This is a genomic window from Pseudarthrobacter sp. NPDC059871 (genome assembly GCF_042731175.1).
Classification (GTDB): domain Bacteria; phylum Actinomycetota; class Actinomycetes; order Actinomycetales; family Micrococcaceae; genus Arthrobacter.
On sequence record NZ_JBHWJV010000007.1, the window covers coordinates 25,251 to 40,702 of the forward strand.

Here is a 15,452-nt window from a genome sequence, read left to right on the forward strand (position 1 = left end):
AGGCATGGCAGACAAATACACCCAACTGGTCAACCAAGGGCTCGGCAAGAACGTCGCCAAGAGGCTTGGACTGCCCCAGCCGGCACTGCTGCGCCGGTACCACCCGGGCCAGCCACTGATATCGGGACCGGTCGTCATCCAGGGCGATTCCGCGGCCGCCGACAAACTGGGTGCTGAGCTGTTGTCCTGGGACCTGGACATCCGCCGCCACGCAGTTCCGGGAGAAAAGCTCGGGGCCATCATCCTGGTGCTGGACGAGGTGGAGCGGCCGGAGGACCTCGGCAGGACCGTCCTGGGTGCGGCTGCCTCCCTTCGGGACCTCGCGCCAAGCGGCAGGGTCCTCACGGTGTCCCGGCCCGCCGCTGAAGCCGGTTCGCCTGCAGCTGCAGCGGCCCGTCAGGGAATCGACGGACTCCTGCGGTCCCTGGCAAAGGAACTGCGTGCCGGCGCAACCGGAAACGGCATCCTCCTGGCGGAGGGTGTGGACATCACGAGCCCCAGCGCCCTCGGCGCGGTGCGTTTCTTCCTTTCCGGACGTTCAGCTTTCGTGGACGGGCAGTTCCTGAAGATTTCCGACGCCGGAGGCACGCTGCCGCACAACCCTGACACACCGCTGGCAGGAAGGATCGCCGTCGTCACGGGCGCAGCCCGGGGGATCGGCGCGCAGATTGCCCGTACCCTGCACCGGGACGGCGCCACACTGGTGGTGGTGGATCTCCCCGCAGCCGGGGAACACCTGGCGGCCGTGGCCAACGAAGTCAAGGGAACAGCCCTGCAGTTGGACATCACCCGCGCGGACGCCGGACAAAGGATCATCGACCACGCCGTCCAACGCCACGGCCGGCTTGATATTGTCATCCACAACGCCGGCATCACGCGCGACAAGCTTCTCGCCAATATGGATCCGGCCCGCTGGGACTCGGTGATCAACATCAACATCGCTGCCCAGCTTCGGATCAACGAGTCCCTCCTCGCCTCGGAGCACTTCAGCCAGTCACCGCGTATCGTGACTGTTGCGTCGACCAGCGGGATTGCCGGCAACAGGGGGCAGACCAACTATGCGGCCTCCAAGGGAGGAGTCATGGGCATGGTCAGGGCAACAGCGCCACTGCTGGCAGAAGCCGGCGGCACCATCAACGCAGTGGCGCCGGGCTTCATCGAAACTGAGATGACTGCACGGATCCCCCTGGCCCTTCGGGAAACGGCGAGGCGCCTGAACTCGCTCAAGCAGGGCGGCCAGCCCGCGGACGTGGCTGAAACCATCGCTTTCCTTGCCAGCGACTCCGCCGGAGGTATCAGCGGTGAAGTACTCCGGGTATGCGGACAGAACCTGGTGGGCGCGTAGTGGCGGCGCAGCCCCTCATCCTGGGGGAGATGCCGTCGCTGTCCAAGCTCTACATCAACGCCGCCGCGCAGGCTGCCCGGCGGCGGCTCCTCGGCACAGGCGATTCCTTCCACCTGCCCGACGAAAGCCACGAGGTGCGCGGTGTCGCGGTGGACGTCGAAAACCTCACCGCCTACCAGCACCTGTTGGGCGAGACTGCCAGCGATGTGCTGCCCGCGGGTTTCGTCCACGCCTTGGCGTTTCCGCTGGCCATGAGCGTGATGAACCGGGACGATTTCCCGCTTCCATTGCTGGGCATGATCCACCTGGGCAACCGGGTGGAACAACGCGTACCGCTGCTCTTCACCGAGGCCCTCGACATCAGGGCGCGGGTAGAGAACCTGCGGGGGCACCGGTCCGGCACGCAGGTGGATGTTGTGGCAGAAGTCCGCAAGTCCGGCAGTCATGCCGTTTGCTGGCTGGGAGTCTCCACGTACCTGGCGAAGGGGATCTTCCTGCCGGGGATCGACAAACCTTCGGCCCATCACGGCAAGCCCGATTTCCGTGCGCCCGATCCGACTGCACTCTGGCAGTTGGGTGTGGACGCGGGCCGGGCCTACGCCGCCGTTTCCGGCGACTTCAACCCCATCCACCTCAGCGTGCTGTCTGCGAAGGCGTTGGGCATGCGCCGGTCGATAGCACACGGCATGTACCTGGCTTCCAGGGCGCTCGCCGACGTCGGCCCTGCCCGCGGTGATTCCTTCATCTGGGAGGTGGGGTTCGAGGCGCCGGTGTTCCTGCCGGCACGGGTTGCCCTGGACATTGCCACTGAACAGGACGGCACAGGCGGCTGGCACCGTTCGGATTTCGTTGCCTGGAACCCGAGGTCAGGGCGGCGCCACTTCACCGGTTCAGTCGCGGCGCTTGAAGGCACGGCCCCCAATAAGGGTGACGAAGGGTCTGGCAAGGAATCTACTGTTCCCGCCGAAACCGGCGTTTCAGGGCTGGTGCAGGAAGAACGGGTCTAGGAACGCCTGCTAGTCGGCCGGACGGACAGCTCGAAGAATGCGGTGCAGGCTGAGCAGGATTGATTCCGAAGCGGGTACAGTTCCCTGCTCGGCTTCCCGGGTAGCAGTGGCAGCCATGCAGGCGTCCACCGCAGCCTTGGCGGCATCGAAACGGTCCTGGTGCCCCTGTTGGTCATCGTCCCCGTAGGACGTCAGCAGGTCTCCGGACGCCATCATTGCCGCCGACAGGGACTCGTTGTCTTCCACCGGCACGTCATAGGGAGCGTCGCTCTCCCAGATGACGTCGCTCAGGACATCGGTCATGTCCTGGATATGGAACGTTACCCGCTCCAGCTCGCGCAGGTGCCGGTAGTCCTCGTCCACATCGCGGGGATGGAACCGCCGCCTGGGATTGCCCCGGCGGCTGGCATCGGCTTCCCTGACGAGGTGGCGCACGGACCGTGTGGCAGCCGCCAGTTCATCAGACCGGCGGGACCATTCGGCGTGGGCGGGCGGCCACTCTTCCCGGAGTGCCTTTCCCATGTCCGTCAGCTGGGTACCGAGCGCACGCCGCAGTTCATCGAGGCTGGCAGCGGCTGCGTTGAAGTGCAGGGGTGGAAAAATCACGAAGTTCACGCCGATGCCCACCGCTACTCCTACCCCCATCTGCACCAGGTAACCGAAAGAAAAATCGTCGGGGTGGCTGTTGCCCACCAGCAACACCAGGAGCGCCGCCGTGGGAATCCAATCGCTGCCGGAACCGATGCCGGGCAAGCCGCCCAGGAGGACGCCGATGCCCATGAAGATCGCCACGGTAAGCGGCGAGGGGTCGGTGTACGCCACCAGGACAAATGCCAGGCCGATACCGAGCGCGAGGCCCGCCAGTGCCTGCAGCCCCTGGCGGACCGAGCCTGCGATGTTGTGGTACATCGCCACCAAGGCTCCCAGGGGAGCGTAATACGGGTAGTCTGCGGCCGCCCCGGGCATGAGCGGTGCGATCAGGAAGGCAAGGCCGGCCGCGATGGCGGCTTTGGCGGCCAGCTGGAGCCGCTGGGCGGCGAAGGCGGCCGTGAGTCCGGAGACCGCCCGCTTCAGGACGTCGGTTCCCCGGTCCCATATGACTTGCGTTCTGGCTTGCGGCGTGATCATCCGCCCAACCTTAGGGCGGTTTTGCCCCCAACCCCAAAAGGCGCAGGTCAGCGGGCCGGACTACCTTGGCGCACTACGCCAGCCGAGCCGCCGAGCGCCGTACTGCGGCCGCCAGCCGGTGGGCTCTGCCGGGCGTACGGCCGTCCTCAGCCCGCCGTGGAATGTAACCGAACCCGAGGGAGTATGCGGGGTCGGCAAAGCCAAGCGCGGCATTGGCGCCTTCGTGACCGAAGGCCCGGTGGCTGCCAAAGTTGCGGGATGGATGTGGCTTCATGAAGACCACGGCGAAAGCATTGTCCAGGCCTGACGAACGGTCCAGCCCCCAGACCTGTTCGGCGGACATCCGGCTGACCGTCTCCTCGCCGAGGAACGGCTCTGAGCCGTCCACGCCTGTGGTGGCCGCAGCATACAGTCGGGCAAGGCCGTCCGCTGAGCCCACGCCTCCGGCAGCTGACATTCCAGCTGCGCGGATGGTCCTGATGTTTGGAAGCTCCATGATGGTGCTGACCGGCGAATTTGAGTTGAGCCCGTCCAAGCTCAGCGGATCGAGCCACGGCTGGTCCGCATTAGTGGTGTACAGGACGTCTTTGTAGCGGTGGTCGTCTTCCTCCGGCAGGCCCAGGAAGAAGTCCACCCCATGCGGGATTCGTATCCGGCGGTCGTAGAGGTCCTGTAGTGACTCTCCTGACGTACGCCGGCAAAGCTCCTCCATCAGGATGCCTATGGTGAGTGCGTGGTAGCCGAACTGCCGTCCCGGTTGCCACACTGGCCGGGCTGAGGCCAGCCTGGCCGCAGCCCCGGGTGTTGTGAACTCGGCCAAGCCGAAGCCACCTTCGATGCCTGGCAGCCCGGCCTGGTGCGACAGGGCCTCGCGGACCAGTAACCGGTCCTTGCCGTGCACCCCAAACTCCGGCCAATAGAAGGCCACGGGCCGGTCGAGGTCAAGGACGTTCTCCTGCACCAGGAGCCCGATCACCATGGCGGCAACGCCTTTTGAACATGAGTAGGCCCCGGTGACGGTGTCCGCGGCCAGGTCCGGGCCCCCGGTCAACCCCACCACCCGCACACCGCCGTGGTACGCCGAGAGCTGTGCGCTGTAGTTCGGGTCTTCTGCCAGGAAGGACTCAAACAGGTCCAGGACGTCTTCGAAGCCGGCAGCTACCGCGCCGAGGGAAATCTGCATCCCCACATTGTAGGGGAAACCGCTTTCCGCCTAGCGAGCCGCTCCGTGCCCCGGCGCCACTTCCTCGCCGTTCCGTACTGGCCCTGGTGGCGTTCCGTCGCCGAAGGGCCGCCCGCCGAGTGCTTCCCGGCCGTGCGCTTCGAGCCACCCGGACAGGTCCGGCCCGGCCGGGACGATGCCGGTGGGATTGATGTCCTCGTGAACGATGTAATAGTGCTGCTTGATCTGCACGAAGTCTGTAGTGTCGCCGAAACCGGGAGTCTGGAAAAGGTCTCGGGCATAAGCCCACAGGGCCGGCATTTCGCTGAGCTTTTGCCGGTTGCACTTGAAGTGGCCGTGGTAGACCGCGTCAAAGCGTGCCAGCGTCGTGAAAAGGCGGACATCCGCTTCGGTGATGGTGTCACCAACCAGGTAACGCTGGGCGGTGAGCCGGTCCTCCAGCCAGTCCATGGCTGTCCAGAGCCGGTCATAGGCGGCCTGGTACGCGTCTTGGGATCCTGCAAAGCCGCACCGGTACACGCCGTTGTTCACTTCCGTGAACACCCGCTTGTTCACGGTATCGATCTCATCGCGGAACGGTTCCGGATAAAGGTCCGGGGCGCCCGGCCGGTGGAATTCAGTCCACTCCGTAGAGAAATCCAGCGTGATTTGGGGAAAGTTGTTGGTCACCACAGCGCCGGTGGGCACGTCCACCAAGGCGGGAACGGTGATGCCCCGCGGGTACCCGGGAAAACGCTTGAAGTAGGCGTCCTGCAACCGCTCCATGCCCAGGACCGGATCCTTTCCGCCGGGATCAAGGTCGAAAGTCCAGGACCGGGAATCATGCGTTGGTCCAGGCTGCCCAAGGGAGATTGCTTCCTCGAGGCCCAGCAGCCTGCGCACGATGACTGTCCGGTTGGCCCAGGGGCAGGCCCGTGCTGCAACCAGCCGGTAACGTCCCGCTTCCGCGCGCCAGCCTGGCTCGCCGTGGTCCCCGGGCCTGCCATCCCGGGTGACGCGGTCCTCGATGTAATTGGTGTCCCGCGTAAACTCCTGGCCGCCGGTGACGTAGGCGCCCCGGGTGCTGTGCTCCCCGGTTCCGCCGGCCGTCAGGGTGCTCTCCGTGTCATGGCTCATCTGCCCAGCCTATGCGCCAGCAGACAGGACTGCGGCGACAGGCCGCAACGCGACGATCCACGAGCCGGCGACGATAGCCGAGAAAAGGACAATCCATACGCCGGAGGGAACATGGGTGGCCCGGTACAGCAGGTAGGCGTCGGAGGTGGCAAGCTGGCTCCGCCTGCGGACGTGTACGTGGGTCAGTTTGATGAGGTCCCGCACTGCCCCAACCAGCAGGGCCAGTCCGAGGATCACGGCGACGTGCCCAGTCAAATCCCTGGGCACAACCAGGATCATGGCCAGTGCACCGCCAATCGCTGCCAGCGTGATGAGGAATCCGGCAAGGTTGCGCAGGAACACCAGCGTGGCCGCAAGGGCAAGGCCTCCGGCGGCGATGGCAGCCGGCCCCCAACCGCTGAATCCGCACACCACAAACACCGCTCCGGCCACCGCCGGAACAGGGTACCCCCAGAAGCATGACCACACAGTGGCCAGCCTGCTGCGGCTGTAAGTGGTGGTGGTGCCGGAATGATCGAGGCGCAAATGGATGCCGGAGAGCCGCTGTCCGCTTGTGACGGCGGCAAAAGCGTGTCCGAGCTCATGCGTGGCCGTGGTTAGGAGACCAAAGTACTTCCAGGAGCGCCGAGGTACTGACAGCGCAGTCGCAGCCACTAGCGTCAGCACAAGTTCGGTCAGGGTGACGAGGGGCGGTGCCGTGCGGGTGAAGGATGCCAGCAGGACCTGCCACAGGTCAGGGGTCCCGTTCATCCGGGCGTGCCACGTCTAATGGTTAAGGTGCCGTCCATGGCTCCAACGCTACCGGGCCCCGCTGGACGTCCCCTTTAAAGCCGGAAGGCACGCCGGGTGGCGTGCCTTCCGTTACGGCCGGATCCGGAAGGATCCGAAGGGTTCCTGGTGCCTAGCCTTCGCACTCGGTGCAGTAGCTGTGACCATCCTTCTGGCGGGCTATCTGGGACCGGTGACGGACCAGGAAGCAGGAGTAGCAGGTAAATTCGTCGTCAGCCTGCGGAATGACCTGCACCACGAGCTCTTCGGCAACGAATTCGCCGCCCGGTACGCCCGCGCTGTCGAGCCCGTCAGCCTCATCCAGCTCAAGGACGACACTTCGCGCATCGGGAGCATTCGCTGACTGGAGCTGCTCGAGCGAGTTGTCCTGCGACTCCTTGACGTCGGAGCGCAGTTCATCATAATCGGTTGCCAATTTAGGTGCTTCTCTTTTCTTTGGTTGGCCTGTCGCGTATGAAACGTACAGCATCAAGGGGGTATTCCCCAAGAGAGGGAGTATATTCGCCGCCGCCTGGGTACAGGTTCCATGACGCGGCCGGCGAATCACCACTGGGTGGTTTCCGCGCCGGAAGCGGTGGGCGCACCAGCAGTTGTGCGTCCAAAAGATCCGAAAGGACGCACGTGGAACTACTCACTGCAGGCTTGGGCGGTGCCGCCCAGGTAGCAACGGGCGTTGGGCCCGTACTGGAGAAATTCGACGGCATCTCGCGGATTGCCGTCCTTCGCGGCGGCGGGCTGGGTGACCTGATCTTCGCTGTTCCCGCGATGGCGGCACTAAAGGCGGCCTATCCGGAGGCAGCACTGACGCTTCTCGGCACGCCGGTTCATCAGGCGCTTTTGGCTGCTGTCGAAAGCCCGGTGGACGATTTCCGCCTATTGCCGTTTGCCGAAGGCGTTCGGCCCGGTGTTGAAGATCACTCAGAGCTGGAGGGATTTTTCGACCGGCAGCGGGCACGACCGTTTGATCTCGCAGTACAGCTTCATGGCGGTGGACGGTATTCAAACCCCTTCCTGCTACGCCTCGGCGCACGCCACACGGTGGGTACCCGGACGGCGGATGCCGCGGGCCTGGAGCGGACCGTTCCCTATACGTACTACCAGCATGAGCCCCTGCGCGCCCTCGAGGTGGCAGGGTTCGCCGGCGCCGTACCCGTGGACCTTGAAGCGAGGCTTGTCCCCGCGGCAGGGGCGAAGGGCACACGCCACGCAACCAACGACGACGGCGCGCAGCCCCTCGTGGTGATCCATCCGGGCGCAACCGACCCCCGTCGTCGTTGGCCCGTTGAGCGCTTTGCCCAGCTTGCCGGCGAATGCGCCGCGGACGGCTGCCGCGTGCTGATCATCGGCGACGACAGCGAACAGGAGCTGGGCGAACAGGTCGCTGCGACTTCCGCCTCAACATCCGTGGAGTCCCTGGCGGGCAAGCTCACCATGGCCGAACTGGTGGGCCTGCTGGGCGGCGCCTCGGTGGTGGTGGGGAACGACAGCGGCCCGCGCCATCTCGCCCAGGCGCTGGGTGTGCCAACTGTGGGCGTTTTCTGGGTGGGCAACGTCATCAACGCCGGTGCCCTGGGAAGGGCAATGCACCGTGTGCACCTGTCATGGCTCACGGGGTGTCCCACGTGCGGCATTGACATCACGCAGGTGGGTTGGACTGCCCCGCGGTGTGCGCACGACGATTCAATCGTCGCCGGCGTGGAGGTCAGGGGAGTCTACGAGGATGTCCGGAACCTGGTGGCCACTGCCGTACTAAAGTCACACGCATGAACGGGGGAGCGGTGCCCGGGGCGGGCAGCGGTACGGGCGACAGGCCGGAATTGCTGGTTCTCCGGGCGCTGAAGCTCGGCGACCTGCTGGTGGCCGTTCCGGCGTTGAAGGCCATCCGTCGGGCTTTCCCGGATCACAGGCTTCGCTACGCAGCCCAAGGGTGGCTGTCCGAGGCGCTGGGCCTCGTGGGCGGGTATGAGCTGCTGCCCACGCATGGGCTCGACGAACCGCTGGCCGTACGGCCCGGAGTGGTGGACGTGGCAGTGAACCTCCACGGAAACGGTCCGGAAAGCGCCGGCCGGATCGCGGCGCTAAGGGCCCGGCGGACCATTGCCTACGGCAGTGGCAACCTTGACGGCCCGCCATGGCGGGGAGAACTGCATGAGCGCGAACGCTGGGCACACCTGCTGTCCTGGCACGGGATCGAAACTGATCCAACGGATCTTCGGCTTGAACATCCGCAGGTTGCCAACCCAGCGCCGGGAGCAACGGTTGTGCATGTTGGTGCCGCGTACGGCAGCCGGCTCTGGCCTGCCGAAAGGTTTGCCGCCGTTGCCGCGGAACTATCCCAGGCCGGCCACCACGTGGTCTTCACCGGCGGCGAGGGAGAAAGAGACCGCGCCCATGCTGTCAGCGGGCTGGCTGGTCTCCCGGCGGGATCCGTTCTCGCCGGCAGCCTGGGTTTGGCCGGGTTCGCCGCCGTCATTGCCGGAGCCAGGCTCGTCATCTCCGCCGACACCGGTGCCGCGCATCTGGCATCGGCCTATGGCACGCCCTCCGTGGTGCTCTTCGGCCCCGCGCCGCCGGAAATCTGGGGTCCTCCGCCGGGCCCGCACGTTGTGCTCACCAAGGCAAAGCTCCGCCGCGGCGACACCTTTTCCGATGTCCCGGACCCGGCCCTGCTGGCCGTGGAAGTTGACGATGTCCTGGCGGCGGTAGGCGGCCTCGGTCTGCTGCCGGCTTGAGCAAAATTTGTGGATACGGGAAGCGCCGGGCGGTGCCGTCGATCCTAAAATGGAGTCATGGGCACTGAAATTGGGATTGCCTTGGTATTGCTGACAGCGTTCGCTTGGATGGCCGGGACGCTGGTAATTCTCTCCGCCATCGACCGGCCGGAACGCAAAGCCCGCCGCCAGGAGCGGCGTGACACCCGGGCTGGAGAACACAGGCGGCGAGTGGAGTACCGTCCCGTCACGGCGGGCTCCCACCCGGAGGGCCGCAGGAGGCATCCCCGGACCAGGAAACTGCGTCCGCACTGACGCGTCCTCCTGGCTGCGGCATCAACGTCATCGCCGTCCATGTGGAGTCCTGAAGGAAACACTTCGTAGAAATCCGGATGAAGTTTATCCATCGAACGGACTTTTGGCTCCTTTTACCCCTACGATGGTCACGCATCACTCTGTCTACCATTCCGGGGGGAATCAATGAGTTATCCGCAATACCCTAACCAACAGCAGCAGCAGCAGGCTACGTCCTACCAGCCCGGCGGAGAGCCGCCGCTGTGGGCTCCGTACTACGGTGCCACGCTGCCCATTGCCGTTAAACGGTTCTTCAAGAAGTACGCCACATTCTCGGGCCGGGCCAGCAGGAGCGAGTACTGGTGGTGGACGCTGGTGGCGTCAGTCGTTGGCATTGTTTTGAACATCATTGCCGGTGCAGGCGGGTCGGCTGGGGCTACCGTGGCTGCAAATGGAACTGCCGTGCCAGGGCCGGGCTTAGTGGTTGGCGGAATCCTTGCACTTCTGTGGTTCCTTGCGACCATCGTGCCGTCCCTGGCTCTGCTGGTCCGACGGCTCCACGACGTCAACATCAGCGGCTGGCTGGTATTGATCATCCTGGTGCCGTTCCTGGGTGCACTGGCGCTCTTCGTCATATCAATCCTGCCGTCCAACCCGGCCGGACAGCGGTTCGACCAGCCCGCGGGCCACTAGCCTCACAGCCGTGACCCAAGGGAGCCTGATCGTTTCGATCAGGCTCCCTTTTGCATGCAGGAAACCGCTGGGTTCCGCAGCGCCACGCGGCGGCCTAGGCTGGCGCTGTGGAGTGTGAGGTAAGCGGTATTCCGGTGCATTACGAGGCATTCGGTGACGGCGTCCCGGTCCTGGTACTGCACGGCGCCGGCGTGGACCACCGGGAGATGGCCGCCGTCTTTGAGCCGATATTCGGCCGGCTGCCTGGCTACCGGAGGATTTACCCGGACCTGCCGGGCATGGGCCGCACGCCGGCGCCTGCAATGCTTGCGGGCGCCGATGACGTACTCGACCTTCTGCTTGGTTTCGTCGACGCAGTCATCGGCCCGGCACAGATCCGGCTCATCGGCCATTCGGCAGGCGCCTACTTTGCCCGGGCCATGGCGGGCAAAAGGGTGCGGCAGGTGGCCGGGCTCGCCCTTGTCTGTCCGCTGGGAGGGAGCGCCAGGGACGTTCCGGAGCATGACGTCCTCGTTGCTTCAGTGGATCCGGAAAAGGTGTTGGGCCCCAAGGGGGCCGCATCGTTCGCGGAGTACTTTGTGGTCCAGACGCCGGCAACGCTGGACCGTTACCTGGCGGCGGTGGCTCCCTCCCTGGGCCTGGCGGACGAGGCGGCGATGGAGCGGATCGCGCGGCAGTGGGAGTTCCGCGGCACCGCTGCCAGCCAGCCGTTTTCAGGTCCTGCTCTCATCCTTGCGGGCCGGCAGGACGCCACGGTGGGCTACACCGGCGGATGGGACCTCCTTCAGCTCTACCCACGGGCCACTTTCGCCGTGCTTGACCAGGCAGGACACGCGCTCCCGCATGAGCAGCCGGACCTCCTCGAAGCTTTGGTTACCGAGTGGCTGGGCCGCTCAGTCAGCCAAAAGCCGGTCCCACCCGGCCCCTAGACATCAACGGCCGAGGGCTGCCGCCAGATACGGCGCGGTGCGGCTACCTGCTGCCTGCGCCACGTCTTCCGGCGAGCCGGATGCCATGATCCGCCCGCCCTGGTCCCCTCCGGAGGGCCCCAGATCAATGACCCAATCCGCGGCGGCCACAACCGACATCTCATGTTCGACCACCACCACTGTGTTCCCCGCGTCCACGAGGCCGTGCAACTGGGCCATCAGGAGCTGGACGTCCGCCGGGTGGAGGCCCGTGGTGGGTTCGTCCAGCAGGTACAGGGTGTGCCCTCGCTGGGCGCGCTGCAGCTCGGTGGCCAGTTTGATGCGCTGGGCTTCGCCGCCGGAAAGTTCCGTGGCCGGTTGTCCCAAGCGAAGGTAGCCCAGCCCCACATCCTGCAGGCATTTGAGGCTGCGGGCCGCAGCGGGGATCCCTGCCAGGAACTCCGAAGCGAGGTCCACTGTCATGCCCAGGACGTCAGCCACATTCCTGCCGAGGTACTCCACCTCCAGCGTGGCGGGATTGTAGCGGGACCCTTCGCATTCGGGGCAGGGTCCGTAGCTCCCCGGAAGGAACAGGAGCTCTACGGCCACAAACCCCTCGCCCTGGCACGTCTCACAACGGCCTCCCGCGACGTTGAACGAAAACCTTCCGGCGCCGAACCCCTTGGCTTTGGCGGCTTCAGTACCGGCGAACACTTTGCGGACGGCGTCAAAGAGGCCCGTGTAGGTTGCCAGGTTGGAACGGGGCGTCCGGCCGATCGGTTTCTGGTCCACTGTAACCAGCCGGTCGATGGTGCTGCTCCCTTTGACCGCACCTATGTGAAGCGGCTCCGCCGGCCCGTCCTGTTCCCCGGGCGTCCTGTCCGAGCTGAGTAAGGAAGCTACCACGTCGCCGAGAACGCGGCCAACGAGGGTGGATTTGCCGGAGCCTGATACGCCGGTCACGGCTGTCAGGACTCCGAGGGGAAAATGGGCGTCCAACCCTTGCAGGTTGTGCTGCCTGACATCTTCCAGCTCCACCCACCCGGCCGGTTCGCGCGGTCCATCACTCCGGGACGGAGAAGACGGGGCGGATGGCTGTGGCGCATCGAAGAGGAACGGGCGGGTCACGGATGCTTCAACGCCGGCCAGTCCTTCCACCGGGCCGCTGTACAGCACTTCACCGCCACCTTCTCCGGCGCGGGGGCCAACGTCCACCAGCCAGTCTGCCCTGCGGACAACGTCCATGTTGTGCTCCACTACGAAGACGGAGTTGCCGGAGGACTTCAGTTGCTCCAAAACGTCCAGCAACGGCTCCGCGTCTGCGGGATGGAGTCCTGCTGACGGCTCATCGAGGACATAGATCACTCCGAACAGTCCGGAGCGCAACTGGGTGGCGATCCGCAGCCTCTGCATCTCGCCCGGCGAGAGGGTAGGGGTTCCCCGGCCCAGCGCCAGGTATCCCAGCCCAAGGTCCAGGAGGACGGTGATCCGCTGGAGCAGGTCCCGTGTGATGGTGACAGCCACTTCGTTGGACTCACCGGAACGTTGGGTGCGCGACGCTGTGCCGGCCTGGGCCAGTTCACTGGTCGGACGGACGATGTCCGCCAGGTCTGCCAGCGGGAGAGCGTTGAACTCCGCAATGGTCCTGCCCGCGAAGGTGACGGCCAGTGCCTCGGGAATCAGCCCGGTGCCCGAACAGCGCCGGCAGGGACCTGACTCCATGAATGCCAGGACCCGGTCCCGCATGGATGCGCTTTGCGAGTCGGCCAGAGTATGAAGCACGTAACTCCGTGCGCTCCAGAACCGGCCTTTGTAGGGCTTGGCCACCCGGTCACGTTGCGGCGTTACCTCCACCACCGGCTGTTCTTCTGTAAAGAGAATCCAATCGCGGTGCTTCCTGGGCAGTTTGCGCCACGGGACGTCGACGTCGTAACCAAGGTGGGTCAGGATGTCCCGCAGGTTCTTTCCCTGCCACGCGCCGGGCCAGGCGGCAATGGCCCCGTCCCGGATGGTGAGGGACGGATCCGGGACCAGCGACTGTTCAGAAACCGTGTGGGCAACTCCGAGGCCATGGCATTCCCTGCAGGCACCTGCGGCCGTGTTGGGGGAGAAGGAGTCCGAATCGAGCTGGCTGCTGCCCTCAGGGTAGGTGCCGGCCCGGGAAAAGAGCATGCGCACTGAGTTGGAAAGGGTAGTAACAGTTCCTACCGTGGAGCGGCTGCTCGCTGTGCCGCGGCGCTGTTGAAGGGCGACGGCGGGCGGCAGCCCGCTGATCAGCTCCACCTTCGGATTGTGGCCCTGCTGGATAAGTCGCCTGGCGTAGGGGGCCACGGATTCGAAGTAGCGGCGCTGGGCCTCGGCGTAAATCGTGCCGAAGGCCAAAGACGACTTGCCGGAACCCGAGACGCCGGTGAACGCCACGATGGCGTCCCGCGGAACGTCCACGCTGACGTTGCGGAGGTTGTTTTCGCGGGCACCTCGGACCCGGACAAAGCCGTCCGACTGGTGCGCGGAAGTGGTCAACTGGGAATCGTCAGTGTGCTGTGCGTTCGGCATTGTTTTGACTCTAGTGGCGACGCCGCCTGCAGGACGATTTGTCAGCGGGAAGCGAAGTGACCGAAATCATGGCCGAAACGGCAGCGCAACCAGGTTGCGCCAAACATTCGGGGCACGAAAAAAGCCCCGGAAAATCATTGATTTTCCGGGGCTTTCCCTTGTGCGCGGAGGGGGACTTGAACCCCCACCCCCTTTCGAGGACTAGCACCTCAAGCTAGCGCGTCTGCCATTCCGCCACCCGCGCAGGTGGTAATCCGGGAAGCGTGTCCGTCTTTCAACGTTTCGCGCCTCTCCGAAGCAGCGAGAAAAACTCTAACATGACTTTCCGGGAACAACGAATCGGGCCAACTGGGTAGGCTGAGGGCAACGCTTTCGCGTGAGCAAACCAGCCGATTAACCCAGCGAGGAGCCCTTATGCCTGACGTCCTGCCCGAGGATGAAGTTGTCCGGATCTGCCAGGAACTCATCCGCATTGACACGTCCAACTACGGGGACGGCTCAGGCCCCGGCGAACGGGCGGCGGCTGAGTACGTCGCAGGGCTCATAGAAGAAGTCGGGCTCAATGCCGAACTCTTCGAATCCGAGCCGGGCAGGGCCAACGTGGTCACGCGGATGGCCGGCGAAGACCCGTCAGCCAGCGCCCTCGTGGTCCACGGCCACCTCGACGTGGTGCCCGCCCTGCGCGACCAGTGGTCCGTGGACCCGTTCGGCGCCGAACTGAAGGACGGGTTGATCTGGGGCCGCGGCGCCGTCGATATGAAGGACATGGACGCCATGATCCTTTCCGTCCTGCGCAGTTTTGCCCGCACAGGCACCAAGCCCAAGCGGGACATCATCTTCGCCTTTTTTGCGGACGAGGAGGCCGGCGGCGCACTGGGCGCACGGTACGCCGTGGAGAACCGTCCTGAACTGTTCGAAGGCGCCACGGAGGCCATCTCCGAAGTGGGCGGGTTCTCGGCAACCATCGGTGGCCAGCGGACCTACCTCCTGCAGACTGCCGAAAAGGGAATCTCCTGGCTCCGGCTCGTTGCCCACGGCAGGGCCGGGCACGGTTCGCAGATCAACACGGACAACGCGGTGACCCGCCTGGCCGCGGCCGTAACCCGGATCGGCGAATACAAGTGGCCCATCGAGCTGACGCCCACCACGCGCCAGTTCCTTGACGGCGTCACCGAACTCACCGGCGTCGAGTTCGACGCCGACAATCCGGACCGGCTCCTGGACCAGTTGGGCACTGTGGCCCGCTTCGTAGGGGCGACCCTCCAGAACACCACCAACCCCACGCTCCTCAAGGGCGGCTACAAGCACAACGTCATCCCGGAGTCCGCCGAGGCGCTCATTGACTGCCGGACCCTGCCGGGCCAGGAACAGCAGGTCCTGGAGATCGTCCGCGAACTTGCGGGGAACGGCGTTGACGTCAGCTACGTCCACAACGACGTGTCCCTGGAAGTCCCGTTCGCGGGCAACCTTGTGGACTCCATGATCGATGCACTCCACTCGGAGGATCCGGGAGCGAAGGTTCTGCCCTACACACTTTCCGGCGGCACCGACAACAAGTCCCTCAGCAGGCTCGGCATCACCGGCTACGGCTTTGCGCCCCTGATGCTTCCGGACGACCTCGACTTCACCGGAATGTTCCACGGCGTCGACGAACGCGTCCCTGCCGACTCGCTGAAGTTTGGTGCCCGCGTCCTGAACACCTTGCTCACCAATTACTGACAG

At 65.2% G+C, this 15,452-nt stretch carries 14 protein-coding genes and 1 tRNA gene; 8 read left to right on the top strand and 7 right to left on the bottom strand.

Going from position 1 to position 15,452, the window contains the following annotated elements; all coding sequences use genetic code 11:
• Window positions 1–4: 4 nt before the first annotated feature.
• Window positions 5–1,345: a 3-oxoacyl-ACP reductase gene (locus ACFV4R_RS10805; protein ID WP_377203621.1), complete on the top strand. Its 1,341-nt coding sequence runs from the start codon at window positions 5–7 to the stop codon at window positions 1,343–1,345.
• Window positions 1,318–2,352, top strand: coding sequence for a MaoC/PaaZ C-terminal domain-containing protein (locus ACFV4R_RS10810; RefSeq protein ID WP_377203620.1), 1,035 nt, complete (start codon window positions 1,318–1,320; stop codon window positions 2,350–2,352). The genes ACFV4R_RS10805 and ACFV4R_RS10810 overlap by 28 nt, the downstream gene beginning before the upstream one ends.
• A 9-nt stretch (window positions 2,353–2,361) precedes the next feature.
• Here the strand turns inward: ACFV4R_RS10810 and ACFV4R_RS10815 are convergent, their stop codons facing one another.
• The 5 genes from ACFV4R_RS10815 to ACFV4R_RS10835 all read right to left on the bottom strand — a co-directional run bounded on the left by ACFV4R_RS10815 (window position 2,362) and on the right by ACFV4R_RS10835 (window position 6,983).
• Window positions 2,362–3,480, bottom strand: a complete 1,119-nt coding sequence (locus ACFV4R_RS10815; protein WP_377203619.1) for an aromatic acid exporter family protein — start codon at window positions 3,478–3,480, stop codon at window positions 2,362–2,364.
• Between the two features lie 73 nt (window positions 3,481–3,553).
• Complete coding sequence (locus tag ACFV4R_RS10820) at window positions 3,554–4,663, bottom strand: serine hydrolase domain-containing protein (RefSeq protein WP_377203618.1); 1,110 nt, start codon at window positions 4,661–4,663, stop codon at window positions 3,554–3,556.
• A gap of 30 nt (window positions 4,664–4,693) precedes the next feature.
• Window positions 4,694–5,779 (bottom strand): glutathione S-transferase family protein, encoded by a 1,086-nt coding sequence (locus tag ACFV4R_RS10825; RefSeq protein ID WP_377203617.1) that lies wholly within the window; start codon window positions 5,777–5,779, stop codon window positions 4,694–4,696.
• Window positions 5,780–5,788: 9 nt separating this feature from the next.
• Entirely contained in the window at window positions 5,789–6,529 is a 741-nt protein-coding gene (locus tag ACFV4R_RS10830) for a M50 family metallopeptidase (RefSeq protein ID WP_377203616.1), read from the bottom strand.
• A 151-nt stretch (window positions 6,530–6,680) separates the two neighbouring features.
• Entirely contained in the window at window positions 6,681–6,983 is a 303-nt protein-coding gene (locus ACFV4R_RS10835; protein WP_015937093.1) for a DUF4193 domain-containing protein, read from the bottom strand.
• 206 nt (window positions 6,984–7,189) lie between these two features.
• Here ACFV4R_RS10835 and ACFV4R_RS10840 point away from each other — a divergent pair, with 206 nt between their 5' ends.
• The 5 genes from ACFV4R_RS10840 (at window position 7,190) to ACFV4R_RS10860 (ending at window position 11,195) form a co-directional block, all read left to right on the top strand.
• Window positions 7,190–8,335 carry a glycosyltransferase family 9 protein gene (locus ACFV4R_RS10840; RefSeq protein WP_377203615.1) on the top strand — a complete coding sequence of 382 codons (1,146 nt, stop codon included), beginning with the start codon at window positions 7,190–7,192 and terminating at the stop codon, window positions 8,333–8,335.
• Window positions 8,332–9,300 carry a glycosyltransferase family 9 protein gene (locus tag ACFV4R_RS10845; RefSeq protein ID WP_377203614.1) on the top strand — a complete coding sequence of 323 codons (969 nt, stop codon included), beginning with the start codon at window positions 8,332–8,334 and terminating at the stop codon, window positions 9,298–9,300. Before ACFV4R_RS10840 ends, ACFV4R_RS10845 begins: the two co-directional genes overlap by 4 nt.
• 57 nt (window positions 9,301–9,357) lie before the next feature.
• Entirely contained in the window at window positions 9,358–9,594 is a 237-nt protein-coding gene (locus ACFV4R_RS10850; protein WP_377203613.1) for a hypothetical protein, read from the top strand.
• A gap of 165 nt (window positions 9,595–9,759) precedes the next feature.
• Window positions 9,760–10,266 carry a DUF805 domain-containing protein gene (locus ACFV4R_RS10855; protein ID WP_377203612.1) on the top strand — a complete coding sequence of 169 codons (507 nt, stop codon included), beginning with the start codon at window positions 9,760–9,762 and terminating at the stop codon, window positions 10,264–10,266.
• A 107-nt stretch (window positions 10,267–10,373) separates the two neighbouring features.
• On the top strand, window positions 10,374–11,195 hold the full coding sequence (locus ACFV4R_RS10860; RefSeq protein WP_377203611.1) for an alpha/beta fold hydrolase: 822 nt from the start codon (window positions 10,374–10,376) through the stop codon (window positions 11,193–11,195).
• 3 nt (window positions 11,196–11,198) lie between these two features.
• Here ACFV4R_RS10860 and uvrA read toward each other — a convergent pair whose 3' ends face one another.
• Entirely contained in the window at window positions 11,199–13,730 is a 2,532-nt protein-coding gene (gene uvrA / locus ACFV4R_RS10865; RefSeq protein WP_377203610.1) for an excinuclease ABC subunit UvrA, read from the bottom strand.
• 161 nt (window positions 13,731–13,891) lie between these two features.
• Window positions 13,892–13,974 (bottom strand) — tRNA-Leu (locus ACFV4R_RS10870).
• A gap of 170 nt (window positions 13,975–14,144) precedes the next feature.
• On the opposite strand from ACFV4R_RS10870, the gene ACFV4R_RS10875 reads away from it, so the two are divergent.
• A complete protein-coding gene (locus tag ACFV4R_RS10875; RefSeq protein WP_377203609.1) occupies window positions 14,145–15,449 on the top strand; it encodes a M20/M25/M40 family metallo-hydrolase in 1,305 nt (434 codons plus the stop codon).
• Window positions 15,450–15,452 lie beyond the last annotated feature (3 nt).

Excerpts from the sequence above, each read along its gene's own strand:
- ACFV4R_RS10805 (WP_377203621.1), top strand. The coding sequence starts at position 5 with ATGGCAGACAAATACACCCAACTGGTCAACCAAGGGCTCGGCAAGAAC.
- ACFV4R_RS10810 (WP_377203620.1), top strand. The coding sequence starts at position 1,318 with ATGCGGACAGAACCTGGTGGGCGCGTAGTGGCGGCGCAGCCCCTCATC.
- ACFV4R_RS10830 (WP_377203616.1), bottom strand. The coding sequence starts at position 6,529 with ATGAACGGGACCCCTGACCTGTGGCAGGTCCTGCTGGCATCCTTCACC.
- uvrA (WP_377203610.1), bottom strand. The coding sequence starts at position 13,730 with ATGCCGAACGCACAGCACACTGACGATTCCCAGTTGACCACTTCCGCG.
- ACFV4R_RS10845 (WP_377203614.1), top strand. The coding sequence starts at position 8,332 with ATGAACGGGGGAGCGGTGCCCGGGGCGGGCAGCGGTACGGGCGACAGG.
- ACFV4R_RS10825 (WP_377203617.1), bottom strand. The coding sequence starts at position 5,779 with ATGAGCCATGACACGGAGAGCACCCTGACGGCCGGCGGAACCGGGGAG.
- ACFV4R_RS10875 (WP_377203609.1), top strand. The coding sequence starts at position 14,145 with ATGCCTGACGTCCTGCCCGAGGATGAAGTTGTCCGGATCTGCCAGGAA.
- ACFV4R_RS10855 (WP_377203612.1), top strand. The coding sequence starts at position 9,760 with ATGAGTTATCCGCAATACCCTAACCAACAGCAGCAGCAGCAGGCTACG.
- ACFV4R_RS10820 (WP_377203618.1), bottom strand. The coding sequence starts at position 4,663 with ATGCAGATTTCCCTCGGCGCGGTAGCTGCCGGCTTCGAAGACGTCCTG.
- ACFV4R_RS10850 (WP_377203613.1), top strand. The coding sequence starts at position 9,358 with ATGGGCACTGAAATTGGGATTGCCTTGGTATTGCTGACAGCGTTCGCT.
- ACFV4R_RS10815 (WP_377203619.1), bottom strand. The coding sequence starts at position 3,480 with ATGATCACGCCGCAAGCCAGAACGCAAGTCATATGGGACCGGGGAACC.